We start from the raw sequence: 25,287 nt of genomic DNA, 5'->3' as shown, positions 1-25,287 counted from the left end.
ATGTCGGGATGGGCGGCGGCTCAGGCGGCCATGATCATCGGCTCCAGCCCCGCCAGCCGGGTACGCACCTCGGGGCGGGCGAGCACGCGCGGCGGCAGATCCTTCACCGCCGCGGCGATCGCCGCGATGTGCGCGGGGGTCGAGCCGCAGCAGCCGCCGAGGATGTTCACCTGCCCCAGATCGGCCCAGGCCTTGACCAGCGCCGCGGTCTGCTCGGGCGCTTCGTCATATTCGCCGAGTTCGTTGGGCAGGCCGGCGTTGGGATAGACCATGATCAGCGTGTCGGCGATCTTGGCGAGCGAGCCGATATGCGGCCGAAGCTGCTCGGCGCCGAACGAGCAATTAAGCCCGATCGTCACCGGGCGCGCGTGGCGCACCGCGTGCCAGAAGGCTTCCACGGTATGCCCCGACAGATTGCGCCCCGACAGATCGGTGAGCGTCATCGACAGCATCACCGGCACATCGCGGCCGAGCGCGTTGCCTGCCTCGATCACCGCCATGATCCCCGCCTTGGCGTTGAGCGTATCGAACACCGTCTCGATCAGGATGAAGTCGGCGCCCCCCTCGATCAGCGCATCGACCTGCTCGCGGTAGACCTCTTTCAGATAGTCGAAATCGATCTCGCGATAGCCGGGGTCTTCGACATCGGGAGAAAGCGACAGCGTCTTGTTGGTCGGCCCGATCGCGCCGGCGACGAAGCGCGGGCGGCCGTCCTTGGCGGCGAATTCGTCAGCCAGGCGGCGCGCGATTTTCGCCGACGCGCGATTGATGTCCCCGACCAGCGCCTCGGCGGCATAATCGGCCTGGCTGATCCGGTTGGCCGAGAAGGTGTTGGTCGAGACGATGTCCGACCCCGCCTCCAGATAGGCGCGCGTGATCTTCTCCGGCACCTCGGGCCTGGTCAGCGCGAGAATGTCGTTATTGCCCTTCTGATCCTTGGTCAGCCCCAGATGGCCCGCGAAATCGGCCTCGGAGAGCTTCCACGCCTGAATCTCGGTACCGAACGCACCGTCGGTAATCAGAATACGCTTGGCGGCTTCGGCGTTGAGTTGGTCACGTGCAGTCATAAATGTCACCCCGACGCAAGCCGAGGTCTCCCGGTAATCATGGCGTGCCCCTTGCGGCACGAGGCCCCGGCAACGCCGGGATACGAAAGTCTATGCCGCCGCTACGCTCACGCCTTCTTTGGCGCGCAGCCCCAGCAGGTGGCAGATCGCGAAGCTCAATTCGGCACGGTTGAGCGTGTAGAAGTGAAAGCTGCGCACGCCGCCGGCGTAGAGTTTGCGGCACATTTCAGCGGCCACGGTCGCGGCGACGAGTTGGCGTGCCGCCGGATGATCGTCGAGCCCCTCGAACAGCCGGTCCATCCAGGGCGGGATCGCCGCGCCGCACATGCCGGCAAACTTCCGTGTCTGCGCGACGTTCGATACCGGCAGGATGCCCGGCACCAGCTCGGCGGTGATCCCCGCCGCGGCCGCGCGATCGCGGAAACGGAAGAACGCCTCGGGCGCGAAAAAGAATTGCGTGATCGCGCGGGTCGCCCCGGCGTCGATCTTGGCTTTCAGATTGTCGATATCGGCCTGAACGTCGGTCGAATCGGGATGGCATTCGGGATAGGCCGCAACCGAAATCTCGAACGGGTGGCGCTTCTTCAGCCCCGCGACGAGCGCGGCGGCGTTCGCATAGCCTCCGGGATGCGGCTCGAAGTGCGCGCCTTCACGCGGCGGATCGCCCCGAAGCGCGACGATATGGCGCACCCCCGATGCCCAATATTGCTCGGCGACCGCATCGATCTCGGCCCTGGTCGCCTCGACGCAGGTCAGATGCGCGGCGGCGGCAAGCGGCGTCTCGCGCTGGATGCGCGCCACCGTGGCGTGCGTGCGCTCGCGCGTCGAGCCGCCCGCGCCATAGGTCACCGACACGAAGCGCGGCCCCAGCGGCGCCAGCGTCTGGATCGACTCCCACAAGGTCGCCTCCATCTTCTCGCTCTTGGGCGGGAAGAATTCGAACGACACGTCGGCGTCGCCGGCGAGATCGGCATAAAGCGGCGCGTCGAGCGCGCGGCGCGCTTCTTCGAGTTCGGGTAGAGTCAGGCTCATGCCGCCTTCGCCTCCTTGAGTCCGGTCCCGGCCTTGCGCGCGAGCCACAATTTCACGGTAAGTTCGCCTCCTTCGAGCGTCTCGGTGCGCGCGGGCAGCAAGCCTGCCCCCGCGAACCAGCCACGCATCTGTTCATCCGAAAAGCCGAGCCGCGCGTGCGCATCGCGCGTCCGCAGTTCTTCAACGTCGTGCGGCGCGAAATCGACGATCAGCAACCGCCCGCCCGGCATCAGCACGCGCGCCGCCTCGCGGATCGCCGCCCCCGGCTGCTGCGCGAAATGGAGCACATGGTGAACGATCGCCACATCGGCCGCACCATCGGCCAGCGGCAGCGCATAGAGATCGGCCTGGCGCAATTCGGCATGGTCCAGCCCGCGCTCGGCGAGCTTGACGCGCGCAAGCCGCAACATTTCCGAGCTGCGATCGATCCCCAGCGCCTGTTCGGCCTGCCCGGCGAACAATTCGAGCATCCGCCCGGTGCCGGTCCCGATATCGATCAGTTGCGCGATGCCGGTGTCACCCAGCACGGCTTCCATCGCCTCTTCGATCTGACTTTCGGCGACATGGAGCGATCGGATCGCATCCCATTCACCCGCATGGGCGGCAAACCACGCCTGCGCCGCCGCCGCACGATCGGCGCGCACCGCGGCCAGCCGCGCGGCATCCGCGACCGCCCAATGATCGGGCTCGACCTTGTGCCACGCGGCCAGCGCGGCCGCGATCGGCTCGACCAGTTCGGCCCTGCCCGGCGCGACGAACACCCAGCTTCCCTCCTTGCGGCGCTCGGCGAGCCCGGCATCGCACAGGATCTTCACATGCCGGCTGACACGCGGCTGGCTTTGCCCGAGCACCTGCGCGAGCTCGCCGACCGACAGTTCCATCGAGCGCAGCAGCGCGAGGATGCGCAGACGCGTCGAATCGGCAAGAGCGCGAAAAATGTCGAGGGCGATGGTCATTTCAGATATACATATAAAGATATCTTTATATCAGGTCAACGAGGCGCTTGATGAAACTGCCCGTTGCACGGATCGTTACGCATCGGTACCTTCGCGCGCCGCCGCCCGTTGACGACGGCGTTCGGGGTCAATCCAGAAAAGAGGTTTTCGCATGAAGAAGTCGATCATCGCCGCCGTCACCGTGTTCGCCGCCGTCGGCCTCGCCGCATGCAGCCAGAATGCGCAGAACGAGTCGGCTGAGGCTGCCAACGCCATCGCCGCGGACACCGAAGCGACCGCCAACGAAGGCATCAACGACGTCAATGCCGCCACCGACAACGCGCTCGGCGCCGCCGAAACCGCGATCGACAACGCCGGCAGCGCGATCTCCAACACCGCCGATGCCGCCGCCGATGCGACCGGCGATGCGCTCAAGGATGCCGGCAACGCCATCAAGGACTGATCCGGCTCGGATCGTTTGAGGAAGGGCCGCGTTCCATCCCGGAATGCGGCCCTTTCTCGTTTGGGGGAAGTGGCGCGTTTGGGGGGAGAATGGAATGCGTATCCCGATGGTCATGCCGATATTGATCCTGCCTCTGGGCCTCGTGGCGTGCGGTCCGTCGCCCGACGATCCGGGCCTTGGCGGCGTCACCCCCGATCAGGCGCGGGAACTGAACGAAGCCGCCGCGATGCTCGATGCCAACAGCGTCGCGATCAATGCCGTCACCAATCAGGACACCAGCCGATGACCACGCTTCGCCGCCTCGGCGCCACCGATCTCCAGACACCGCCGCTGATGCTCGGCGGCAATGTGTTCGGCTGGACCGCGGACAAGCAGACCAGCTTCGCGATCCTCGACCGGTTCGTCGATCGGGGCGGGTGCCTGATCGACACCGCCGACGTCTATTCGGCCTGGGTCGAGGGCCATACCGGCGGCGAATCCGAACGCCTGATCGGCGAATGGCTGCGCCGTTCGGGCAAGCGCGACGACGTGCTGATCGCGACCAAAGTGGGGATGCTGCCCGGCGAAGGCGGTGCCAAACTGGCGCCGATGCGCATCGCGATCGCCTGCGAAGCCTCGCTGATGCGGCTCGATACCGATCGTATCGATATCTATTTCGCGCATCAGGACGATGAAGACGTGCCGCAAGAGGCCGTGCTCGAGGCGTTCGACCGGCTCATCACCGCGGGCAAGGTGCGCGTGATCGGCGCCTCCAATTTCGGCGCGATGCGGCTCAAATCGGCGCTCGACGTGGCCCGCGAAAGCGGCCTGCCGCATTATCACCTGCTCCAGCCCGAATATAATCTCGTTTCCCGCAAGAAATTCGAGGGCGAGCTTCAGGACCTGTGCGTCGAGCACAATATCGCGGTCACGCCTTATTACGGACTCGCCTCGGGCTTCCTCACCGGCAAATATCGCACCAGGGACGATCTCGATAAATCGGTCCGCGGCAATCGCCTCGGCGGTCTGCTCGACAGCAAGGCCGCTGTGCTCGAGGCGATGGACGCGGTCGCGGCCGAGACCGGCGCGACGCTGGCGCAGATCGCGCTCGCATGGCTCGCCGCACAGCCCGGCGTCACCGCCCCGATCGCGAGCGCAACCAGCGTGGCACAACTCGACGAATTGATGGGGTCGATCGATCTCACGCTGACCGACGATCAGCTCGCCCGCCTCACTGCCGCAGGCGCCTGACCCCACGGGTCAGCGCCCCGCGAACCACCAGCGCTGTTGCCAGCCCGCGAGATCGGGCACCGCACGCCCCGCCGCATCGCGCGCCGGCGTGTAGCGGAAGCGCATCCGTGCCAGCCGACAGGTCGTCTCGTCGAGCGATGCCACCCCACTTGACCGCGCGACCAGACAATCGCTCACGCGGCCGTCGGCAGCGATCGTCAGCGTCACCGTCACGATCCCGCCATGCCCCGCCTTGCGCGCCGATTTGGGGTAATCCTTGTTGGTGATCGTCCCCGAGACGTGCCGCGCGCGAACGATGGCGCCGCCCCCCGTCCCCGTCCCGCTTCCGCCTGCGCCCAGCCCGATCCCGGCACCGCTCGCACCGGTCCCCATGCCCGCATCGGCGGCGCCCGCCGCGCGGTCCATGCTGATGGCAACAACCGGCGCCGCGACAACGGGCGGCACGGTGACGCGGACGATCGGGGTCGGGGCGGCCACCACCACCGGCCGCGCCAGCCGATGCGCGGGCGCTGCATCGCCGCTCGGCTGTGCCGATCGCTCCACCGGCGCGGGCGCCGGGATCGGCGGCGGCAGCACGTCGAACACGTGCAAGGCGGCGTCATCGGCGACGCGTTGGTGCACCGCGAGCCCGATCCACAGCGCCGCGAACAGCAACGCAGTTGCCGTCACGGCGCCACCGGCACCCGCCAACCGCGGCCCCGGCGCACTGCTCGTGTAGCGCGAGTCCCTCATAACCAGCGTGCGGCATAGCCGCGCGGCGGTTGATCGGCGCTGAATGAGGGAACCTTGGCCGCCGCCCGGCATTGGCACCGGTTATGGATACCAGATTGCCGCTCGCCCTCGCCGCCGCCGTCATGCTGATCGCCGGCTGCACCTCGCAACCCACCGCCGACAGCGCCGCCGCCAATGCCAGTGGCGAAGCGCCGGATAACGCCGTGGCAGCCGCGCCCGCCGAGCCGATCCATCTCGTCGACAAGACCACCGCGATCGATTTCGACTATAAGATTCCGGCCGACGCGGCAGCGATTCCGGCCCTGCGCGCGCACCTGCTCGCCGACGCCAAGACGGCCAAAGAGGCGATGCTGCGCGACCACGCCCAATATGTGACGCTCCTGCCGCCCGATGCCCCCGCGCGGCCCTATGGCCTTCAGAAAGATTGGTCGGTCGCGGGCGGAACGGCGCAATTGCTCTCGCTCGTCGCGCACAGCTATGTCTACACCGGCGGCGCGCACGGCAACAATCTGTTCGAGGGGCTGGTGTGGGACAAGCATGCGAACCGCGCGGTGCCGTTCGATGCGCTGTTCACCGACAAGGCCAAGGCGTTGGCGGCGATCCGCACGCCGTTCTGCGACGCACTGAACAAGGAACGCGCCACGCGGCGCGGCGGAAGCGTGGGCACCGCCGACGATTGGTCGACGCAATGCCCTGCGTTCGACGATCAGATCACGCTCGCCTTCGCTAGCCCGGCAAGCGACACATTCAGCCGGATCGCGGTCTCGATCCCCTCGATCGTCGCGGGCCCGCATTCGGAAGGCAATTACCTGTTCGACATCGCCATCCCCAGGGAGATGATCGCTGTCATCGCACCCCAATGGCGCGGTTCGTTCGCCGATTAATCGGCAAACAGCAACACCGGGGTCTCAAGCAGCTTTTTGAGCGCCTGAACGAAGCTCGCCGCGTCCCAGCCATCGACGACGCGATGGTCGCAGCTGATCGAAAGGTTCATCAGCTTGGCACGGACAATGTCGTCGTCGTGGAAGATCGGGCGCTCGACGATCTTGTTCGGGCCAATGATCGCGACTTCGGGGCGGTTGATGACCGGCGTGGTCGCGATCCCGCCCAGCGGCCCCAGCGACGTAAGCGTCAGCGTCGATCCCGACAATTCCTCGCTTTTCGCCTTGCCGGTGCGCGCCGCCTCGGCCAGCCGCCCGATCTCGGTCGCGAGTTGCCACAGATTGCGGTCCTGCGCGTCGCGGATCACGGGGACCATCAGCCCGGCATCGGTCTGCGTCGCCATCCCGAGATGAACGGCCCCGTGGCGCGTCACCACCCCCGCCTCGTCATCGTAACGCGCGTTGATCATCGGGAAATCAGGGACCGTGCGGCAGATCGCGACGATCATGAACGGCAGCATCGTCAGCTTGGGCCGCGCCCCGCGATGCGCGTTCAGATCGCCGCGCATCGCCTCGAGCGCGGTGACGTCGATTTCCTCGACATAGGTGAAATGCGGGATCGCGCGCTTCGATGCCGCCATATTCTCGGCAATGCGCCGCCGCATCCCGATCACCTTGATTGCTTCATCCGGCCGCGTGCGGCTGATGTGCGGCGGCTGATACCCCTCGCCGGCGCCGTAGCGCAGATAGGCGTCGAGATCGGCATGGCGGATGCGATCGCCTTCGGCCGCCCGCACCTGCGCCAGATCGACCCCCAGATCGCGCGCCCGCGCACGGACGGCAGGGCTGGCGAGCACCCGGCTCTCTCCCCTCCCGCCTGCGGGAGGGGTCGAGGGAGGGCTTGTTTTTTCCCGGACAGGCGCCTCGACAGGCCCTCCCCCAGCCCCTCCTGCAGGCGGGAGGGGAACTTCCGACGCAGATGTTGCTTCCGACGTTACTTCGAGCTTGCCCGGCGCTGCTGCCTCGACCTTGAGCGTCGCGCCCTCACCCGGTTGCTCGCCCCCCTCAGTCTCGATCACCACCAGCGCGGCGCCGATCGACACCTGCTCGCCGACCGCCCCCGCCAGTTCGACGACAACCCCCGCGACCGGACTTTCCATCTCCACCGTCGCTTTGTCGGTCATCATGTCGGCGATCTGCTGATCCTCCTCGACCCGATCGCCGACCGCGACATGCCAGGCGACGATCTCGGCTTCGGAAATGCCTTCGCCGATATCCGGCAGCTTGAAGGTAAAGCGGCTCATGATGCGTCCTTCATGATCTTCTTGAGCGCCTCGCCGATCCGCACCGGCCCTGGGAAATAGGCCCATTCCAGGCTGTGCGGATACGGCGTATCGAACCCGGTGACGCGCTCGATCGGCGCCTCGAGGTGGTAGAAGCAGCGTTCCTGCACCAGCGCCGACAATTCGGCGCCGAACCCGCTCGTCCGCGTCGCTTCATGCACGATCATGCAGCGGCCGGTTTTCTTCACCGATGCCTCGATCGCGTCGATATCGATCGGCACCAATGTGCGCAGATCGATGATCTCGGCATCGACGCCTGCTTCCTCGATCACCCCGCGGCAGACATGCACCATCGTGCCGTAGGCGAGGATCGTCAGCGCCTCGCCGGCGCGCACCACCTTCGCGGTGCTCAGCGGGATGCGGTAATAGCCGGTCGGCACCTCGCCGCCGGGATGCCCAGACCAGTTCTTCGACGGGCGATCCCAATGGCCGTCGAACGGGCCGTTGTAGATCCGCTTGGGTTCGAAGAAGAGCGTCGGATCATTGTCCTCGATCGCGGCGATCAGCAGTCCCTTGGCGTCATAGGGGGTCGAGGGGATCACCGTCTTGACCCCCGAGACGTGGGTGAAGATGCCTTCGGGCGATTGCGAATGCGTCTGCCCGCCGAAGATGCCGCCCCCGAACGGCGAGCGCACCGTGATCGGCGACGTGAACTCGCCCGCCGAGCGATAGCGCAGCCGCGCCGCCTCGCTCACCAACTGGTCGAGCGCGGGATAGATATAATCGGCGAACTGGATTTCGGGCACCGGGCGCAGCCCGTACGCCCCCATCCCCACCGCGACACCGATGATGCCGCATTCGGTGATCGGCGTGTCGAACACGCGGCGCTTGCCGTATTTCGCCTGCAACCCCGCGGTCGCGCGAAACACGCCGCCGAAATAGCCGACGTCCTCGCCCATCACGATCACGTCCGCGTCGCGGGCCATCATCACGTCCATTGCGGAGTTGATCGCCTGGATCATGTTCATCCGCACGCTGTCACCCTCATGCTCGGGCGTGGGGGCGATGCGCTGCTGTTGTTCGATAAGCTCGCTCACGACGCAAACTCCGTCACTTCCGCGCCCATGGCCGGCCGCTCGCTTCTTCCTCGTCGAGCATCATCTGCTGCTGCTCCCTCAGGTGCCACGGCATCTCCTCGTAAACCCCCTCGAACAATGTATCGAGCGGCTGGTGGAGGCCGTGGCCGAGCACGCCGTTCTTCTCGGCCTCCTTCTGCGCGGCGCGCACCTTTTCGGCGAGGTCGAGGTCCATCGCCGCCTGCCGCGCCTCGTCCCATTCGCCGAGCTGGATCAGATGATCCTTGAGCCGCGCGATCGGATCGCCCAGCGGCCACGCGGTCGGTTCGCCCGCCGAGCGATATTGGGTCGGATCGTCCGAGGTCGAATGGCCCTCGGCGCGATAGGTGAAATGCTCGATCAGCGTCGGGCCGGCGTTGGTCCGCGCGCGCTCGGCGGCCCAGGCGGTCGCCGCATAGACCGCCAGCGCATCGTTGCCGTCGACGCGCAGCCCGGCGATGCCATAGCCGATCGCGCGCGCCGCGAAGGTCGTCGCCTCGGCCCCGGCAAAGCCCGAAAACGAGCTGATCGCCCATTGGTTGTTGACGACGTTAAGGATGACCGGCGCGCGATAGACCGCGGCGAAGGTGCAGGCCGAATGGAAATCGCCCTCCGCGGTCGATCCCTCGCCGGTCCAGGTCGCCGCGATCCGCGTGTCGCCCTTCGCTGCCGATGCCATCGCCCAGCCCACGGCCTGCGGATATTGCGTCGCGAGATTGCCCGAGATCGAAAAGAAGCTGCCCGCCTTGGTCGAATACATGATCGGCAATTGCTTGCCTTCGAGCCGATCGCCGCGGTTCGAATAGACCTGGTTCATCATGTCGACCATGTCCCAGCCGCGCGCGATCAGCAGGCCCTGCTGGCGATAGCTCGGGAAGCACATATCGTCGCGGTCGAGCGCGAAGGCGGCGGCCACCGCCACCGCCTCTTCACCGGTCGATTTCATGTAGAAGCTGGTCTTGCCCTGCCGCTGTGCGCGGAACATGCGCTCGTCATACGCGCGCGTCAGCGCCATCGCGCGCAACATCCGCCGCAGCACATCGGGCGAGAGCCGGGGGTCCCACGGCCCCACAGCGCGCGCCTCCTCGTCGAGCACGCGGACAAGACCATAAGCAAGCTCGGTAAAGGTCGCGGCATTATCGGCGCTATCGGGGCGGCGCCCGGCCCCGGCGGGGGGCACCGCGATATCGGAAAAGTCGACCACATCGCCCGGCCGGAAGCGCGGTTCGGGGACGTGCAGCGACAAGGGCTTCAAATTGGCGCGCGGATCGCTTGCCATAGTCTCTCCATAACCATCACGCGGCGCGGCGCGCGGTGAAGGCGTTGGAATCGCCTTTCATCCTCTTGTTATAAAATTTCAACGGCCATGGCGAGTCACCGTTCCGCCCCCGCGTGCCGGGGAGGCACAAGTCAGCCCTCGACCACCTGTTCGATCGCCCCGAAAATCGAGCGGCGCTGGTCGTCCTCGGCCCAGATCCGCACCCTGTCCCCTGCCTTGAGGAACCCCGTCGCGGGTTTGCCGTCGCGGATCGTCTCGACGGTGCGCAGTTCGGCAAGGCACGAATAGCCCACGCCGCCATCGGCGATCGGTTTGCCGGGGCCGCCATCGCGATCGCGGTTGGAAACGGTGCCCGATCCGATGATCGTCCCCGCCCCCAGCCGCCGCGTTTTGGCGGCATGCACGATCAGTGCGCCAAAATCGAAGGTCATGTCCTCGCCCGCCTGCGCCCGGCCGAACGGTTCGCCGTTGAGATCGACCATCAAGGTGCGGTGGAGCTTGCCGTCGCGCCAGCCATCGCCCAGCGCATCGGGCGTCACGAAAACGGGCGAAAACGCGCTCGCGGGCTTCGACTGGAAGAAGCCGAACCCCTTCGCCAGCTCGCCGGGGATGAGGTTGCGCAGGCTGACATCGTTGGTCAGCCCGACGAGCAGGATCGCGTCGAGCGCCTGCGCGCGGCTCGCCCCCAGCGGCACGTCGCCGGTGACGACAACGACCTCGGCCTCGAGATCGCAGCCCCAGCTTTCATCCTTGAGCGGGATCGGATCGCGCGGCCCCAGAAAACCGTCCGATCCGCCCTGATACATCAACGGATCGTGCCAGAAACTGTCGGGCATATCGGCACCGCGCGCCTGCCGCACCAACGCGACATGGTTCACATAAGCCGAGCCGTCGGCCCATTGATACGCGCGCGGCAAGGGTGCGGCGGCCTCATGTTCGCGGAAGCGTTCGCGCGGGATCACCGCGTGTTCGAGGTCGGTCGCCAGGTTGCGCAGCAGCGGCTCGATGCCCGCCCAACCGTCGAGCGCGGCCTGCAAGGTCGGCGCGATCTGCCCGGCATCGGCATAAAAGGCGAGATCCTCCGAAACGACAACCAGCTTGCCGTCACGTCCGTGCTTGAGGCTGGCGAGTTTCATAGAATCTCCTGTGCGCTTTGGGCCGTCATAGCCGCATTCATTCCGCCCGCGAAGATACTGCCGACAAACCGAGATTGACGTGCGCGTCAATCCCGCGCAGCTTGACGAAAGGTTGCACAAGAGGACGGATCATGACGCTCGACGATGTGCCTGGCCGCTCGGCCCATAATCCCGATCACGCGGCATTCCGCGCAACGGTGCGCAGCTTCCTCGCCAGGGAAGGCGTGCCCAACGTAGCCGCGTGGGAAGCCAACCGTCTCGTCCCCAGGGAATTCTGGCGCAAGGCGGGCGAGATCGGGATGCTCTGCCCCACCGTGCCCGAGCAATATGGCGGGCTCGGCCTCGATTTCGGCTATAACGCGGTGGTCGATGAGGAATTGAGCTATGCCGGCGTGCCCGCGGGCTTCGGGCTGCAATCGGACATCGTGTGCGATTACATCGTCGCCTACGGCTCGGAAGAGCAGAAGCGGCAATGGCTCCCCCGGCTCGTCTCGGGCGAGACGATCACCGCGATCGCGATGACCGAACCCGGCACCGGATCGGACCTGCAATCGATCCGCACCACCGCCAAAAAAGACGGCAACCATTATGTCGTCTCGGGCTCGAAAACCTACATCACCAATGGCCAGAACGCCGATCTGATCCTCGTCGTCGCCAAGACCGATCCCGGCGCCCAGCCCGCGTACAAGGGCATGTCGATCATCCTCGTCGAATCGGATCGCGAGGGTTTCCGCCGCGGCCGCAAGCTCGACAAGATCGGGCAGGACGCCGCCGACACCTCCGAATTGTTCTTCAACGACGTGCGCGTGCCGATCACCAATTGCCTTGGCGAGGAAGGCAAGGGCTTCATCTATCTGATGAGCCAATTGCCGCAGGAACGCCTGTCGATTGCGATCGGTGCACAGGCATCGGCGCAAAAGGCGTTCGACGAGACGGTCGCCTTCACCAAGGATCGCAAGGCGTTTGCCGGGGTGGTGTTCGATTTCCAGAACACCCGGTTCGTGCTCGCCGATCTCAAGGCCAAGCTCCAGATCGGCTGGGCGCATCTCGATTGGGCGCTCACGCGGCATCTGGCGGGCGAACTGACCGCCACCGAGGGCGCCGCCGCCAAATTGTGGCACACCGAGCTGCAATGGGAGGTGATGGACAAATGCCTCCAGCTCCACGGCGGCGCGGGCTATATGAATGAATATCCGATCGCGCGAAGCTGGCGCGCGGCGCGGGTGACGCGGATCTACGGCGGCACCAACGAGATCATGAAGGAGCTGATCGGACGCAGCCTGTGACCGATCCGTCGCGCACCTTCTCCGTCACGCTCACCGACGAGGGCGCGATTGTCGTACCGTTCGATCCGCGCACGGTGTTCGGCAAGGCGCGTGCACCGGTCATCGTCACGCTCAACGGCCACCGCTATCGCAGCACGATCGCGATCATGAGTGGCGTCACCTTTGTGCCGCTGCGCCGCAGCCACCGCGCGGCGGCCGGCGTCGCACAGGGCGATACGATCACGGTCACCCTGACGCTCGATACCGCACCCCGCACGGTGACGCCGCCTGCCGATCTCGCCGTCGCGATCCACGCCGCCGGGCTCGACGCGGCGTGGGCCAGGCTCAGCTACACCAGCCAGCGCGAGGCCGCCGAAGCGGTCGAGGGCGCCAAAAAGTCCGAGACACGCGAACGTCGAATCGTAGCAACAATCGAGAAACTGCGCGGCTGAGTCTTGTTCGCTACGCTGACAAACGGCTAGGCGGGGCGTGCCCTTTCGCCGGAGCCGTTCATTGCCCCCTGTCCTCGTCACCCTGCCGCTGCTCGCCTTGATTCTGCCCGCCGCCGCGCAGGCCCAATCCACCGACGCGCCCGGCATCGTCGTCATCGGCGAGGGCCTGCCGCTGCCGCCGGGGACGCCAGCCTATGGCTCGGTCACGATCGATCGCGATCGGCTGACGGGCGACGCCAGCGGCCGGCTCGAGGATGTGCTCGCCGATGTCGCGGGCGTGCAGCAATTCCGCCGCGCGGACAGCCGCGCCGCCAACCCCACCGCGCAAGGCGTGACGCTGCGCGCACTGGGCGGCAACGCCACCAGCCGCGCGCTGGTGCTGCTCGATGGCGTGCCGCAGGCCGATCCGTTCTTCGGCTATATCCCGTTCAACGCGCTGGTGCCCGATCGGCTGTCGGTGGTGCGGATCACGCGCGGCGGCGGCGCGGGGCCGTTCGGCGCGGGCGCGGTCGCGGGCACGATCGAACTCGGCAGCGCCACGCGCGACGATCTGCCGCCCTATGAGGCCAGCCTGTTCGCGGGCAGCCGCGATTCGCTGATGGCCTCGGCCAGCATCTCGCCCGATGTGGGGGGCGGCTATGTGTCGATCGGCGCCCATTACGACCGCGGCGACGGCTTCTTCACCACCCCTGCCGATCAACGCGGCCCCGCCGACGTGCGGGCGCGCTACGAAAACTGGTCGACCTCGCTGCGCGCGGTCGCCCCGATCGACGCCGATACCGAAATCCAGGCGCGCGCGATCGTCTATCGCGACGATCGCACCTTGCGCTTCGCCGGCGCCGACAGCGCCTCGGCCGCCAACGACGCGAGCATCCGCCTCGTTCATCGCGGGCGCTGGCAACTCGATGCGCTCGCCTATCTGCAGACGCGCAACTTCGCCAACAAGGTGATCAGCGCGTCGAACCACAAGCTCGTCCTCGATCAGCGCAACACGCCCTCGACCGGGCTCGGCGGCAAGATCGAGTTGCGCCCCCCGGTCGGCGCCGACCACACTTTGCGCATCGGCGTGGATTGGCGCCATGCCGAGGGCGAACTCTACGAAGATCCGTACAGCGCCGCCACCGGCCTCGCGACCGCGCACCGCAACGCGGGCGGCGCCTCGACCACCGCCGGGCTGTTCGTAGAGGACGACTGGAAGCTCGGCCGGCTCGTCCTCACCGGCGGCGGCCGGGTCGATCGCTGGAGGATCACCGACGGTTTCTTCCATGAGACCAACGCCGCCGGCACGGTCGTCACCGACCAACGCTTCGCCAATCGTGACGGCGTCGCGGCGACGGGTCGGCTCGGCGCGCTCTATCACGCCAGCCCCGCGCTCGCGCTGCGCGCCGCGGGCTATACCGGCTTCCGCCTGCCGACGCTCAACGAACTCTACCGTCCCTTCACCGTTTTCCCGGTGACGACCCAGGCCAATGCCGCGCTCGATCTCGAACGCCTGAAGGGCGTCGAAGCAGGGCTCGACGTAACGCCACGCGCCGGTGTGCACCTCGGCGTCACCGCGTTCTGGAACCGGCTCGACCATGCGATCGCCAATGTCACGATCGCCGACAATCTGCGCCAGCGCCGCAATGTCGATGCGATCGTCGCCAGGGGTGTCGAATTCACCGCCGCCGCGCGGCTCGCCGCGTTCGATCTCTCGGCCTCCTACGCCTATAGCGACAGCCACGTCCGCGCGACGGGGCCATCGGCCGCGCTCCACGGCTTCGCCCCCGCGCAAAGCCCGCGCCACGCCGCCAGCGGCACGCTGCGTTGGGCGCCAGAATACGGCCCCAGCCTCGCCACGACGATCCGCTACATCGGCAAGCAATATGAAGACGATCGCGAGATCGACGTGCTTCCCGCCGCGCTGACGGTCGATGCGGTCGCCAGCCTCCCCCTCACCCGCCGCGTCACGCTGATCGGCCGCGCCGAGAATCTGTTCGACGAGGCAGTCGTGACGCGCAACGACGGCGGCTCGATCGATCTCGGCACGCCGCGCACGCTATGGATCGGCGTTCGATTCACGGGTTGAGCGAATAATTTATCGCGATTCGCACCAACCGGCGGTTGCCAATGATATCGCTCCCTTGTCATTGGGAAGCGAGACCCCAGCTTGCTTACTTGTCGGACAATAGGATGGAGAACGATTTCATGGATGGCAGCTTTCTGATCGGCGCGCGCGCGGTGACGCGCGACGAGACCTTCCGCGCGATCGATCCCGCAACCAACGAGGCGCTCGACCCCGCCTTCGCCACCTCGACGCTTGAGGATGTCGCCGAGGCCTGCCGCCTCGCCGCCGACGCCTTTGATACCTACCGCGACACCGATCCCGAGGCGCGCGCCACCTTCCTTGAGGCGATCGCCGACGAGATCGAGGCGGTCGACGGGCTGATCGAGCGCGCCGCGCGCGAAACCGGTCTGCCGATCGCCCGCATCACCGGCGAACGCGGCCGCACTACCGGCCAGCTCCGCCTGTTCGCCAAGCTGCTGCGTCAGGGCCGCTGGGCCGGCGTCGTGGTCGATACCGCGCTACCCGATCGCCAGCCGCTGCCGCGCGCCGATCTGCGCCAGCGCCGCATCGCGCTTGGCCCGGTCGCGGTGTTCGGCGCATCGAACTTCCCGCTCGCGTTTTCGGTTGCCGGCGGCGACACCGCCTCGGCGCTCGCCGCGGGCTGCCCCGTCGTCGTCAAGGGCCACCCGGCGCACCCCGGCACCTCGTTGCTGGTCGGCCGCGCGATCCAGGCCGCGGCCAAGAAATGCGACCTGCCCGAAGGCGTGTTCTCGCTCGTCCAGGGCGCGTCGAACGCGCTCGGCGGCGCGCTCGTCGCCGATCCCCGGATCAAGGCGGTGGGCTTCACCGGCTCGCGTCACGGCGGGCTCGCGCTGGTCGCGATCGCGCAAAAGCGCCCTGAGCCGATCCCGGTCTATGCCGAGATGTCGAGCATCAACCCGGTGTTACTCTTTCCCCATGCGCTTGCCGCCCGCGCCGCCGATCTCGGCAAGGCCTATGTCGGCTCGCTGACGATGGGCGCGGGCCAGTTCTGCACCAACCCCGGCATCGTCGTCGCGCTCGACGGCCCCGATCTCGACCGCTTCGTCGATGCGGCGGCCGAGGCGCTGGGCGGTGCCGCGCCGCAGGTGATGCTCACCGGTGGCATCCACGCCAATTACGACAAGGGCGTCACGCTGCTCAGCGGCCATGCCGATGTCGAGACGATCGCGCGCGGCACCGAGGATAGCGGCGTCAACCGCGGCCGCGCGGCGCTGTTCGGCACCACCGGCGCGGCGTTCGTCGCCAACCCGGCGCTCGCAGACGAAGTGTTCGGCGCTGCCTCGATCGTCATCCGCTGCGCCGACAAGGCCGAGGTTGCCCGCGTGCTCGAAGGGCTCGAAGGCCAGCTCACCGCGACGCTCCAGCTCGACGACGAGGATGTGGAGGACGCGCGCGCACTGCTCCCGATCCTCGAGCGCAAGGCAGGCCGCATTCTCGCCAACGGCTGGCCGACCGGCGTCGAGGTCTCCTATGCGATGGTGCATGGCGGCCCCTTCCCTGCCACCTCGGATTCGCGCACGACCTCGGTCGGCACCGGGGCGATCGAGCGCTTCCTGCGCCCGGTCTGCTATCAGGATCTGCCCGACGCGCTGCTCCCCAAGGCGATCCAGCGCGCCAATCCGCTGGGCCTCCCGCGCCTGATCGACGGCGAACTGGAGTAAGATCCATTCCCCTCCGTTCGTGCTGAGCTTGTCGAAGCACGAACGGATCGGGGGGATACCCTCCCTACCGCTCGCTCCTCACAAACATCACCATCGCCCCACCGAGCAGCGTCAGCACCGCCAGCGCCAACAGCACCGGCGTAAACCGCTCGGTGGTCGCCAGCGCCCAGGTCAGTGCCGGCCCCAGAATCGCGGGTAGCGTGTTGGTGAGGTTGAGAATGCCCAGATCGCGGCCGCGATGCGCGGGCGAGGGCAGGATCTGCATCGCATAGGCCGAATGCAGCCCGAGAAACACCGCGCTACCGATCGCGAACACCCCGTATCCCGCCACCGCGCTCGGCCATTCGGGGAACAGCGCCATCACCAGCAGCCCACCGGCCATGACGATCGTCGCCAGCATCAGGAACGGCTTGCGCGCGCCGATCCGGTCCGACGCGCGACCGACGAGCAAGCCGACCGGGATCGACAGCGCGAACGCGATCGTCGTCATCTGCCCGACGCGCGGCGCCAGCACGGCAGGGGCCTGATCGGGTTCGACGCTCTCGAAATAGAACAGCAGATAGGTGAACAGCACGTTGACCGCGAGCTGGACAAGCAGCCGCGCCCCCCACGTCAGCGCAAGATCGCCACGCCGGATCGCCCGCACCAGCGGCGCCGGCGCCACTGCGACAACGGCCCGCGGGCGGACGAACAGGATCGGCACCACGCACGCCGCAACGAACCCGCACAACAAGGCGAACCGCCCGCCCTCGCCCAGCGCGGTGGCGACCAGCACCGCCGCCAGCGCCGAGCCGATCGGGCTGGCGAGCGTCAGCAACCCGCCCGCGACGCCCTTTTGATGATCGGGCACCTCGTCCGCCATCATCGTGTAGAGCGGCCCGAGCATCATGTTGAGCGCCGCCTGATAGACCAGCACCGCGGCGATGATCTGCGCGGGCGTTGCCGCCCAATGGATCAGGGGATAGGTCGCCAGCGTCGCCACCAGGCCGCCCGCGATCCAGCCGCGCCGGTTGCGGGCCTTGGCAAAGCTCCGGTCGCTCAGCGCGCCGAACAGGATGTTGGATAGGCTCGCCGTCACCGCGCCCGCCAACGCGCACAGCGTCAGCGTCAGCATCCGCGCGTCGCCGGCCACCATTTGCACCTTGAGCGGCAGCAGCAGCGTCAGCAGCGGCAGAAATGCGGCGACCCCGCCCGCATTGGCCAGCGCATACAGCGCCAGAAACCGCCAGGAGCGTGTGCCCTCAGTCGCGTGGCGGGCCACTGGATCGACGCACGGCAAGCGCGAACGGGATGACATGAACGCCAGGCTCGCTCTCCTTGCCGCTCGCCGCATCGATCAGCAGCTCGGCCGCCTTCGCCGCCATCGGCGCGATCGGCTGGGTGATAGCAGTCAGCGGCGGCACCGAAAAGCGCACCACCGGCGTATCGTCGAAACTGACCAGCGAGAGATCGCCGGGCACGGCGACGCCGCGGGCACGCGCGACGTCGAGCGCCCCCAGCACGGTCTGCTCGCTGCTCGCGATCACCGCGGTCACCGGCTCGGCGAGCGCCAGATAGGCGCGCATCGCCGCATCGCCCGCTTCGAAGCTGAAATCGCCGGGCTGGATCAGCCCGGCGGCGATCGGCAGCCCCGCCGCCGCCATCGCTGTGCGATAGCCGTCGGTGCGTGCGCCGCTCAGCCGATATTCGGCGCTGCCGGTGATGAAGCCGATGCGCCGATGGCCAAGCGCGATCAGATGCGCGGTCGCCGCCTCGGCTGCCGCACCGTCATCCATGCGGATCGCGAACCCCGCGCTTGCATCGTTCGAGCCGATCCGCGCGAACGGCACGCCCTGCTTGACGAGCAGATCGGTGATCGCGGGATTGTCCGAATGCGGCGGGGTCAGGATCACGCCATCGGGGCGCAGCGACGACAGGGCGGCGTTGACCTCGCGCTCGACCTCGGCCGAATGCGTGTCGATCAGCTCGAAGATCATGCGATAGCCGCGCTCGGCGCACGCCAGCATCCCGCCATAGAGCATCTGGTCGATCCAGTCGGAGCCCTGCCCCAAGCGCCAGCCCTCGATCGTGCGGTCGCGGTCGTTGAGCGCAAGGATAAGATAGGATCGCGATCCACCCATCCGCCGCGCAGCCAGGCTGGGCACATAGCCGAGCTTGTTGACCGCCTCCATCACGCGCTCGCGGACCTGCGGGCGGACATTGGGCTCGTTGTTGACGACGCGCGACACGGTCTGGAGCGAAACCCCGGCCTCGGCGGCGACGTGCCTGATCGTGACGGACTGGCGCGGCGAGCGGCCCATAAACCCTTCCAGTTACTGCGTGTTCGCTATGGGGCGGGCGCCGGCGCGGGGCAATGCCTGGCGAGAAATTCCTCATGCGCGGGCAGCGTCGCGACGAACCCGGCCAGCGCATCGGCCATCGCACCCAGTTCGCGTGGGACATCGCCCGGCCCCGCGCGGTCGATCGCCGGATGGTGGGTCCGTGGGCGCACCCCCAGCCCGTCCATCAGCGCCTGCCAGCTCACCGCGCGGAACAGTTCGTCGACATGTTCGGGCATCGTCCCGTTGACGCGGAACAGCGCGATCCGCCGCGCCAGCGACGGCGGCAGTTCCATGTCATTGCACGCCCGCCAGAAGGCGGTGTCGCGGCGCCCGGTCAGGCAATAATGGAGGATCACGAAATCGCGAATTTCCTCGTAATCGGCGGTCATCCGGCGATTATATTCGTCGGCCAGCTCGGGCGCGCAATCGGTGCCGGGCAGGAAGCGGAGGAAATATTCGAGGCCGCGATAGACGAGGTGGATCGCGGTCGATTCAAGCGGCTCGATAAATCCCGAGGCGAGCCCGAGCGACAACACATTCTTGTCCCAACCGCGTTCGCGCACCCCGCTGGTGAAGCGCAGCGGCAACGGGTTGGAGACGGTCTCGCCCACCACCTGATCGAGCAACAACGCGGTCGCCTCGTCCTCGCTCATATGCGCGCTCGAATAGACATGACCGTTGCCGGTGCGGTGCTGGAGCGGAATCCGCCAGCGCCACCCGGCGGGCTGGGCGACCGCGAGTGTATAAGGCGGCGGCGGCCCGACATTCTCGGTCTGCACCGCCACCGCGCGGTCGCACAACAGCCAGTGCGACCAGTCGGTATAGCCGACCCCCAGGGTCTTGCCGATCAGCAACGCGCGGAAACCCGAGCAATCGATGAAGAAATCGGCGGCGATCGATCGCCCGTCGTTCAGGATCACGCGCTCGACAAAGCCGTCGGGCCGCGTCGCCACCTCGGTGACGATCCCCTCGTGGCGCGTCACCCCGCGTTCCTCGGCAAAGCCGCGCAGGAAGCGCGCAACGCGCTTCGCATCGACGTGCAGCGCATAGGATGCCCCCGCGATCGGCGTGTCGCGCGCCTTGAACGGCAGCATGAATTTGCCCGCGCGCGCCATCACATGCGCCGGCGCGAACGCGAGCAACGGCGGCGCCTCGCCGGCAGCAGCAGCGCGCAGCCAGATCTGATAGAAATCGCGCGGGTCGGCCAATTGCCCGATCGTGCCGAACGGATGAAAATAGCGATGCCCCGGCGCGCCCCAATCCTCGAAGCCGATCCCCAGCTTGAAGCTCGCCTGCGTCGCCTTGACGAAATCGCTCTCGCTGATCCCCAGCCCGGCAAGCAACTGGATGAAGGGCGGAATCGTGCTCTCGCCCACCCCCACCGTGCCGATATCGTCCGATTCGACGAGGTCGACCGCAATCATGCCGCGATATTGGTGCGCGAGCACCGCGGCGGCGATCCACCCCGCGGTACCGCCGCCGACGATGCAGATGCGGCGGATCGGGCCGGGCACGCCGTTCGCAGGGTCCCCGTTCATTGCGGGATCGCCGCAAGGAATTGCGCGTGGCTCGGGGTGCGCACCACCGTTTCGGCGACGCTGGTACGCATCTTGGCCATCGCCGCGTCGAGCGCCGTTCGGTCGATCCCGTCGAGCGCCGGGCTCAGCCGCTGCGGCAGGCGGCCAAAGCCCGAATAGATCGCCAGCCAGCTCGACGGATGGAACATCTCCCAGCGATAGCGCACGAATTCGCCGCACGCATCCCATACGGCAAGCTTGTGACGCAGCGTCTCGGGCAGGTCGATCGCGGCGCACGCGCGCCAGAACGGCGTGTCGCCGCGCCGCGCGAGCTTGTAGTGGAGCACCAGAAAGTCACGCAATCGATCCATCTCCCGGCCGGTGGCATCGTTGAACTCGCTCGCGAGCGCAGGATCGAGCCGCGTGTCGGGAAAGAGCTGTTTCAGCCGCTCGATCCCGGTTTCGATCACCGCGATGCTGGTCGATTCGAGCGGCTCGACGAACCCCGCCGCCAATCCCAGCGCGACGCAATTCTTCTCCCACGACTTGGCCCGCCGACCGGGGCGGAACGGTATCCGGCGCGGCTCGGTAACCGCCTTGCCCGGCAGATCGGCGGTGAGCGCGGCCAGCGCTTCGTCGTCGGACCAATGTTCGCTCGCATAGACGATCCCGTTGCCCGCCCGGTGCTGGAGCGGGATGCGCCATTGCCATCCGGCGTCGCGCGCGATCACCCGCGTATGCGGCGGCAGCGGCGTGGCGGGATCATTCTCGGTCTGGATCGCGATCGCGGTATCGCACGGCAGCCATTGCCCCCAATCGACATAATCGACCCCCAATGCCTCGCCGAGCAGCAGCGACCGGAAGCCGGTGCAATCGATGAAGAAATCGCCCGCAACGCGACGTCCCTCGTCGAGCCGGATCGCCGCGATCCGCCCGTCCGCGGCCAGTTCGACATGCTCGACCCGCGCATCGATCCGCGTCACGCCCGCGCGCTCGGCGAACCCACGCAGATGCTGCGCGAACAGGCTCGCATCGAGGTGCAGCGCCCAGTCATAGGTCGCCAGCGGCGTCGGCGGGTTGGGCTGCGGCAGCGCCATCCGCCCTTCGTTGGCCAGCCCCGCGCCCAGCGAATAAGCGGTCAGCGGCGTCTCATCGCCGCGCGCCCACGCATCGAGCCACAGGTGATGAAAACCGATCTCGCCATAATCCTGCCCGAACAGCCCGAACGGATGGAGACACCGGCTGCCGGGATGATCCCAGCCTTCGAAGCTGATGCCCAGCTTGGCGGTCGCATGCGTCGCGCGCATCACCTCCATGTCGCTCATGCCGAGCCGCGCGTAGAAGCGGCGGATCGTCGGGATCGTCGCCTCGCCCACGCCGATCGTGCCGATCGCGCTCGATTCGACCAGCGTGATCCTCAGGTCGGTACGCTCGAAATGTCTGGCCAGCGCCGCCGCCGCCATCCACCCCGCGGTCCCCCCGCCGACGATGACGAGTTGCCGGATGCGCTCCGGGGAACGTGTATCCATGCCTTGTGTCGGTCTCCTCACCCACCGATCAGCCTAAAAAATCCGGCCGGCGGCGCAAGGCCACCGGCCAGTCAGTGGGAGACTGTCAGAACTTGACCCGAATCCCCGCCGAATAACGCGGCTCGAATTCGTTGCGTGCATTGAACTGCTTCGAGTCCTTGTCGAACTGGAAGTAATATTGCTCGATCTCGCCAAGCAGGTTGGATGCGTTGGCGTAGATCGCGAAATTGTCGGTCAGATTATAGGTGACGTTCACATCGACATATTGTGCCGTGTCCTGGAAGATCGGGATCACCGGCGCCGGCTGATCGGCCGGAACGCAATAGGATGGGTCGTTATTGCCCGTGCAGAAGGTCGTCCCGGGCTGGAAGGTGCCCGACAGGCGCGGCGTGCGGTAATTATACGCGACACGCGCCTGGAAGTGGCTGTCCTGATACCAGAGCGCAAAATTGATCTGGTGTTTCGAATTGTCCTGGAACGGCAGCTTCTTGCCGTCGAGCCCACGACGTTCCTGCGAACTGTCGGAGAAGGTGTAATTCGCGTCGATGCCGAAATTGCGCAGGAAACCCGCATTCGGCACTACGTCGCTGAACGCCAGCTTGACCCCCGCTTCGAGCCCCTGAAGCGTGCCGCCCTTGCCCTGGATCGGCCGCGATACCGGCACCTCGCGCCGGATCACGCCGTCCTGGTCGGGGAAGCTGCCCTTGTCGGTCCCCGTGGTGACGAAGCTGTTGATGTCGAGCTTGAACAAGCCAACGTTGAACATCGACGCCCGGCCCAGATAATATTCGAGCGCGAGGTCGTAATTGTTCGACCGCCACGGGTTGAGATACGGGTTGCCGCTCGAACTGGCGCCGGTCACCTGCCGCACGCCAAGCGGCGCCGCATTGGGATTCTCGGGCGTGGGCCCTTGCGAATCGGCGGTGAAAATCTGCAAGCCCCCGCCGTAATTGCCCAGATCGAGCGGGATCATCGTCTTGGCGAACGAGGCGCGCAGCTTGAGATTGTCGGTAACGTCATATTGCAGGTTCACCGACGGCAGCCAGTCCCAGTAACTGTTGGTGCTGAAGGTATCGCCGACATCGAGGTTGGTATCGCCATAAGCGCGCGTGTCGCCGGTCTGGTTCTGGCGCACCCTGATGCGCGTATACACCGTCTTGAGACCAAGATTGCCGTGCAGCCGGCCCGAATCGATCACCGCGTTCGCGTACGCGCTCTTTTCGTAGAAATCGACGTCATAGGTCGCACCGGGGACGATCACCGGGAAGGCGTTGCCGAAAACGCGCTTCTGGAATTCGAGTTCGTCGTCGAAATCGTGCGGATCGACCACCCACACGCCGGGGAAACCCTTGGTGACCGAGCCGAAATCGTCGAGGAAATAGACGTTGTTATGCTCGTCGATCTTGGTCGGCCGGTTGACCGTATAGCCCTGGAACACCATCGCCGGGTTCTCCGCGCTTTCGGGAAGCGCCGGATTGAAGGCCGCGTTGGGGACCATCTCGCCCGCCGAACATTGCGGGTTGTCCATCACCACGTCGATCGCCTTCCACTGCGCCGCGCACCCATTGGGATCGGCGGCGCCGTTGCCCGCATAGAAATCGGAGAACAGGTGGAAGCTGACGATCTGGGTCGAACGCTTGCTCGCCCGCATCCCGACGTCGACCCGCTGGAACAGCCCGAACAGCGCGCCGCCCGCTTTCTCGAAATCATAGGCGCCGTCGAGCCGGAAGGCGGTGAGGTTCGATTTGTTGTGCTGGTTGCCCTCGGACGAATAGGCCGCGACGGTGTAGCTGTCCTTATTCGCCATATAATCGGCCAGGCCGTGCCCGGCGCCCAGCCCGCCCGCGATCGGCGTATCGAAACCGCTCCACACGATATCGCGTCCCGAAACGTCGATATGGAGCTGCGGGTCTTCGCCATAGCCGAGCGGATTGGGATCGACATAGCGTCCCCCGTTCGCGCCGACGATGTTGTTGGTGTAGCGGCTGGCGGGATACATCGCCGCGATATCGGCCGGATAGAAAGTCCCGCGGGTGGGATCGGCAGCGTTGCGGAACAGCGTGAACGTATGCCCGCCCGGCCGCCAGTTGCTGAGATCGCCCTGCACCTGCCCGTTCATGCTCAGATAATCGGCATCGCCGTGGATGCCGCGCAAGCTGAAGCTGAACGGCCCGCCGCGATCGTAATCGAGCTGGAGGTTGAAATCGGTCGTATGTGAATCGGTGCTGCGGTTGACGGTGAACGAGTTCACCCACCAGGCATCGAGATCATATTGATCGACATCGAGCCAGGGCCCGCCATTGCCGTGGCTGATCACGCCCGAATCGCTCGATTGCGTCGGCGTGGTCCAGGTCAGCCCGGTCCAGCGGTTGGAGATGTTCATCCCCGCAGCACGATTATGTTCCTTGAGCTTGGTGTAGAACACCTCGCCGGTCAGCGTGATGCCGGGATCGATCTCCCATTGCACCGCGCCCGAAAGCCCGAGCCGATCGCGCTCCACCTCGCGGTGGAAGGTGTCGTAGCCGTGCGGCGATATCCAGTTGTCGCCGGCGCCGCCCCAATCGTTGTTGCCGAACGGCCCGCCCGAGATTCCGGCGTAATTGTTCCCCAGATTGGCCTTGCTGTACGCCCCCGACGCCAGCACGCCGAAATTGCCCTTGCGCCAGCTTGCCAGCCCGCTGAACAGATAGTCATTGTCCTTGGTATCGCGACCGCGCGCATATTCGCCGGTGCCGGAAATCGTGAAACCGTCCTTGAGGTCGAACGGGCGGCGCGTGCGCAGATCGATCGTCCCCGAAATGCCCGACACGGCGTTGTGCAGGTCGGTGGTCTTGTAGACGACGACCGCGTTCATCAACTGCGCGGGAATATCGTTGAGGTTGGGCTGCGCGGTGCCGAGGTTGCCCGGCGACAGATATTGCTCGCCGTTGAGCAGCGTCACGATCTGCGGCAGCCCGCGAATGTTGACGGTGGCGCCCTCACCCGCGTTGCGCTGGATCTGCACCCCCGAAATGCGCTGGAGCGCGTCGACGATCGTCACGTCGGGCAGCTTGCCGATATCTTCCGCCGAAATCGCGTCGACAATCGCGGTCGCCTCGCGCTTGAGGTCGATCGATTTTTCCTGCGACGCGCGGATGCCGGTGACGACGATCGTGGCGCTCTGTGCATCGTCGATGCTCGTCTGCGGTCCGGAGGCGGTGGCCGCCACATCGGTCGATTGCGCGAACGCGGGGCCGGCAAAGGCCGTGGTCGCCATCAGCGCGGCAACGATTCCCTTTCGGTTGGTCATGTCTTCCTCCT

The 25,287-nt window shown here is 66.7% G+C and carries 21 protein-coding genes; 8 read left to right on the top strand and 13 right to left on the bottom strand.

The features are described from left to right. Positions 1-20: 20 nt before the first annotated feature. From NFE57_RS12280 to NFE57_RS12270, 3 genes are all read right to left on the bottom strand, one after another. Positions 21-1,067, bottom strand: coding sequence for a homocysteine S-methyltransferase family protein (locus tag NFE57_RS12280; RefSeq protein WP_252135874.1), 1,047 nt, complete (start codon positions 1,065-1,067; stop codon positions 21-23). Between the two features lie 90 nt (positions 1,068-1,157). After that, the gene (metF, locus tag NFE57_RS12275; protein WP_252135873.1) at positions 1,158-2,099 is read right to left on the bottom strand and encodes a methylenetetrahydrofolate reductase [NAD(P)H]; all 942 of its coding nucleotides are present in this window, start codon (positions 2,097-2,099) and stop codon (positions 1,158-1,160) included. Continuing rightward, complete coding sequence (locus NFE57_RS12270; protein WP_252135872.1) at positions 2,096-3,055, bottom strand: ArsR/SmtB family transcription factor; 960 nt, start codon at positions 3,053-3,055, stop codon at positions 2,096-2,098. Before NFE57_RS12270 ends, metF begins: the two co-directional genes overlap by 4 nt. A 151-nt stretch (positions 3,056-3,206) precedes the next feature. Here NFE57_RS12270 and NFE57_RS12265 point away from each other — a divergent pair, with 151 nt between their 5' ends. The 3 genes from NFE57_RS12265 to NFE57_RS12255 all read left to right on the top strand — a co-directional run bounded on the left by NFE57_RS12265 (position 3,207) and on the right by NFE57_RS12255 (position 4,727). After that, positions 3,207-3,497, top strand: coding sequence for a hypothetical protein (locus tag NFE57_RS12265; protein ID WP_252135871.1), 291 nt, complete (start codon positions 3,207-3,209; stop codon positions 3,495-3,497). A 94-nt stretch (positions 3,498-3,591) separates the two neighbouring features. Further along, a complete protein-coding gene (locus tag NFE57_RS12260; protein ID WP_252135870.1) occupies positions 3,592-3,783 on the top strand; it encodes a hypothetical protein in 192 nt (63 codons plus the stop codon). Further along, a complete protein-coding gene (locus NFE57_RS12255; RefSeq protein ID WP_252135869.1) occupies positions 3,780-4,727 on the top strand; it encodes an aldo/keto reductase in 948 nt (315 codons plus the stop codon). The genes NFE57_RS12260 and NFE57_RS12255 overlap by 4 nt, the downstream gene beginning before the upstream one ends. A gap of 9 nt (positions 4,728-4,736) precedes the next feature. Here NFE57_RS12255 and NFE57_RS16790 read toward each other — a convergent pair whose 3' ends face one another. Then, positions 4,737-5,396, bottom strand: coding sequence for an energy transducer TonB (locus NFE57_RS16790; RefSeq protein WP_252135868.1), 660 nt, complete (start codon positions 5,394-5,396; stop codon positions 4,737-4,739). A gap of 146 nt (positions 5,397-5,542) precedes the next feature. Between NFE57_RS16790 and NFE57_RS12245 the strand changes: the two genes are divergently transcribed. Continuing rightward, positions 5,543-6,343 (top strand): PdaC/SigV domain-containing protein, encoded by an 801-nt coding sequence (locus tag NFE57_RS12245; RefSeq protein ID WP_252135867.1) that lies wholly within the window; start codon positions 5,543-5,545, stop codon positions 6,341-6,343. Here NFE57_RS12245 and NFE57_RS12240 read toward each other — a convergent pair. From NFE57_RS12240 to NFE57_RS12225, 4 genes are all read right to left on the bottom strand, one after another. Then, positions 6,340-7,644 carry a dihydrolipoamide acetyltransferase family protein gene (locus tag NFE57_RS12240; protein WP_252135866.1) on the bottom strand — a complete coding sequence of 435 codons (1,305 nt, stop codon included), beginning with the start codon at positions 7,642-7,644 and terminating at the stop codon, positions 6,340-6,342. The genes NFE57_RS12245 and NFE57_RS12240 overlap by 4 nt on opposite strands. Then, positions 7,641-8,651: an alpha-ketoacid dehydrogenase subunit beta gene (locus NFE57_RS12235; RefSeq protein ID WP_252135943.1), complete on the bottom strand. Its 1,011-nt coding sequence runs from the start codon at positions 8,649-8,651 to the stop codon at positions 7,641-7,643. Before NFE57_RS12235 ends, NFE57_RS12240 begins: the two co-directional genes overlap by 4 nt. Positions 8,652-8,733: 82 nt before the next feature. Further along, positions 8,734-10,017, bottom strand: coding sequence for a 3-methyl-2-oxobutanoate dehydrogenase (2-methylpropanoyl-transferring) subunit alpha (locus NFE57_RS12230; RefSeq protein ID WP_252135865.1), 1,284 nt, complete (start codon positions 10,015-10,017; stop codon positions 8,734-8,736). 131 nt (positions 10,018-10,148) lie between these two features. Further along, positions 10,149-11,153 (bottom strand): fumarylacetoacetate hydrolase family protein, encoded by a 1,005-nt coding sequence (locus NFE57_RS12225; protein WP_252135864.1) that lies wholly within the window; start codon positions 11,151-11,153, stop codon positions 10,149-10,151. Between the two features lie 131 nt (positions 11,154-11,284). On the opposite strand from NFE57_RS12225, the gene NFE57_RS12220 reads away from it, so the two are divergent. From NFE57_RS12220 to NFE57_RS12205, 4 genes are all read left to right on the top strand, one after another. Next, entirely contained in the window at positions 11,285-12,439 is a 1,155-nt protein-coding gene (locus NFE57_RS12220) for an acyl-CoA dehydrogenase family protein (RefSeq protein WP_252135863.1), read from the top strand. Then, positions 12,436-12,870 carry a YdeI/OmpD-associated family protein gene (locus NFE57_RS12215; RefSeq protein ID WP_252135862.1) on the top strand — a complete coding sequence of 145 codons (435 nt, stop codon included), beginning with the start codon at positions 12,436-12,438 and terminating at the stop codon, positions 12,868-12,870. The genes NFE57_RS12220 and NFE57_RS12215 overlap by 4 nt, the downstream gene beginning before the upstream one ends. A 61-nt stretch (positions 12,871-12,931) precedes the next feature. Next, positions 12,932-14,938: a TonB-dependent receptor plug domain-containing protein gene (locus NFE57_RS12210; RefSeq protein WP_382280533.1), complete on the top strand. Its 2,007-nt coding sequence runs from the start codon at positions 12,932-12,934 to the stop codon at positions 14,936-14,938. 104 nt (positions 14,939-15,042) lie between these two features. Further along, positions 15,043-16,620, top strand: a complete 1,578-nt coding sequence (locus NFE57_RS12205) for an aldehyde dehydrogenase (NADP(+)) (protein WP_252135861.1) — start codon at positions 15,043-15,045, stop codon at positions 16,618-16,620. Positions 16,621-16,684: 64 nt separating this feature from the next. Here the strand turns inward: NFE57_RS12205 and NFE57_RS12200 are convergent, their stop codons facing one another. From NFE57_RS12200 to NFE57_RS12180, 5 genes are all read right to left on the bottom strand, one after another. Next, on the bottom strand, positions 16,685-17,917 hold the full coding sequence (locus NFE57_RS12200) for an MFS transporter (protein ID WP_252135860.1): 1,233 nt from the start codon (positions 17,915-17,917) through the stop codon (positions 16,685-16,687). After that, the gene (locus tag NFE57_RS12195; RefSeq protein WP_252135859.1) at positions 17,862-18,920 is read right to left on the bottom strand and encodes a LacI family DNA-binding transcriptional regulator; all 1,059 of its coding nucleotides are present in this window, start codon (positions 18,918-18,920) and stop codon (positions 17,862-17,864) included. The genes NFE57_RS12200 and NFE57_RS12195 overlap by 56 nt, the downstream gene beginning before the upstream one ends. A gap of 26 nt (positions 18,921-18,946) precedes the next feature. Next, positions 18,947-20,479: a tryptophan halogenase family protein gene (locus tag NFE57_RS12190; protein WP_252135858.1), complete on the bottom strand. Its 1,533-nt coding sequence runs from the start codon at positions 20,477-20,479 to the stop codon at positions 18,947-18,949. Beyond that, positions 20,476-21,987 carry a tryptophan halogenase family protein gene (locus tag NFE57_RS12185; protein ID WP_252135857.1) on the bottom strand — a complete coding sequence of 504 codons (1,512 nt, stop codon included), beginning with the start codon at positions 21,985-21,987 and terminating at the stop codon, positions 20,476-20,478. Before NFE57_RS12185 ends, NFE57_RS12190 begins: the two co-directional genes overlap by 4 nt. 85 nt (positions 21,988-22,072) lie before the next feature. Further along, positions 22,073-25,276: a TonB-dependent receptor gene (locus NFE57_RS12180; protein WP_252135856.1), complete on the bottom strand. Its 3,204-nt coding sequence runs from the start codon at positions 25,274-25,276 to the stop codon at positions 22,073-22,075. Positions 25,277-25,287: the final 11 nt, after the last annotated feature.

It is taken from the genome of Hephaestia sp. MAHUQ-44 (assembly GCF_023806085.1).
Taxonomy (GTDB): Bacteria; Pseudomonadota; Alphaproteobacteria; order Sphingomonadales; family Sphingomonadaceae; genus Sphingomonas.
This window is presented reverse-complemented; position numbering and strand designations above follow the sequence as displayed.

What these genes read in the sequence shown, in the direction of transcription:
- NFE57_RS12240 (WP_252135866.1), bottom strand. Translation starts at nt 7,644, where the DNA reads ATGAGCCGCTTTACCTTCAAGCTGCCGGATATCGGCGAAGGCATTTCC.
- NFE57_RS12270 (WP_252135872.1), bottom strand. Translation starts at nt 3,055, where the DNA reads ATGACCATCGCCCTCGACATTTTTCGCGCTCTTGCCGATTCGACGCGT.
- NFE57_RS12260 (WP_252135870.1), top strand. Translation starts at nt 3,592, where the DNA reads ATGCGTATCCCGATGGTCATGCCGATATTGATCCTGCCTCTGGGCCTC.
- NFE57_RS12205 (WP_252135861.1), top strand. Translation starts at nt 15,043, where the DNA reads ATGGAGAACGATTTCATGGATGGCAGCTTTCTGATCGGCGCGCGCGCG.
- NFE57_RS12190 (WP_252135858.1), bottom strand. Translation starts at nt 20,479, where the DNA reads ATGAACGGGGACCCTGCGAACGGCGTGCCCGGCCCGATCCGCCGCATC.
- NFE57_RS12235 (WP_252135943.1), bottom strand. Translation starts at nt 8,651, where the DNA reads ATGAACATGATCCAGGCGATCAACTCCGCAATGGACGTGATGATGGCC.
- NFE57_RS12225 (WP_252135864.1), bottom strand. Translation starts at nt 11,153, where the DNA reads ATGAAACTCGCCAGCCTCAAGCACGGACGTGACGGCAAGCTGGTTGTC.
- NFE57_RS12195 (WP_252135859.1), bottom strand. Translation starts at nt 18,920, where the DNA reads ATGGGCCGCTCGCCGCGCCAGTCCGTCACGATCAGGCACGTCGCCGCC.
- NFE57_RS12200 (WP_252135860.1), bottom strand. Translation starts at nt 17,917, where the DNA reads ATGTCATCCCGTTCGCGCTTGCCGTGCGTCGATCCAGTGGCCCGCCAC.
- NFE57_RS12280 (WP_252135874.1), bottom strand. Translation starts at nt 1,067, where the DNA reads ATGACTGCACGTGACCAACTCAACGCCGAAGCCGCCAAGCGTATTCTG.
- NFE57_RS12220 (WP_252135863.1), top strand. Translation starts at nt 11,285, where the DNA reads ATGACGCTCGACGATGTGCCTGGCCGCTCGGCCCATAATCCCGATCAC.
- NFE57_RS12265 (WP_252135871.1), top strand. Translation starts at nt 3,207, where the DNA reads ATGAAGAAGTCGATCATCGCCGCCGTCACCGTGTTCGCCGCCGTCGGC.
- NFE57_RS12180 (WP_252135856.1), bottom strand. Translation starts at nt 25,276, where the DNA reads ATGACCAACCGAAAGGGAATCGTTGCCGCGCTGATGGCGACCACGGCC.
- NFE57_RS12185 (WP_252135857.1), bottom strand. Translation starts at nt 21,987, where the DNA reads ATGGATACACGTTCCCCGGAGCGCATCCGGCAACTCGTCATCGTCGGC.
- NFE57_RS12245 (WP_252135867.1), top strand. Translation starts at nt 5,543, where the DNA reads ATGGATACCAGATTGCCGCTCGCCCTCGCCGCCGCCGTCATGCTGATC.
- NFE57_RS12255 (WP_252135869.1), top strand. Translation starts at nt 3,780, where the DNA reads ATGACCACGCTTCGCCGCCTCGGCGCCACCGATCTCCAGACACCGCCG.
- metF (WP_252135873.1), bottom strand. Translation starts at nt 2,099, where the DNA reads ATGAGCCTGACTCTACCCGAACTCGAAGAAGCGCGCCGCGCGCTCGAC.
- NFE57_RS12230 (WP_252135865.1), bottom strand. Translation starts at nt 10,017, where the DNA reads ATGGCAAGCGATCCGCGCGCCAATTTGAAGCCCTTGTCGCTGCACGTC.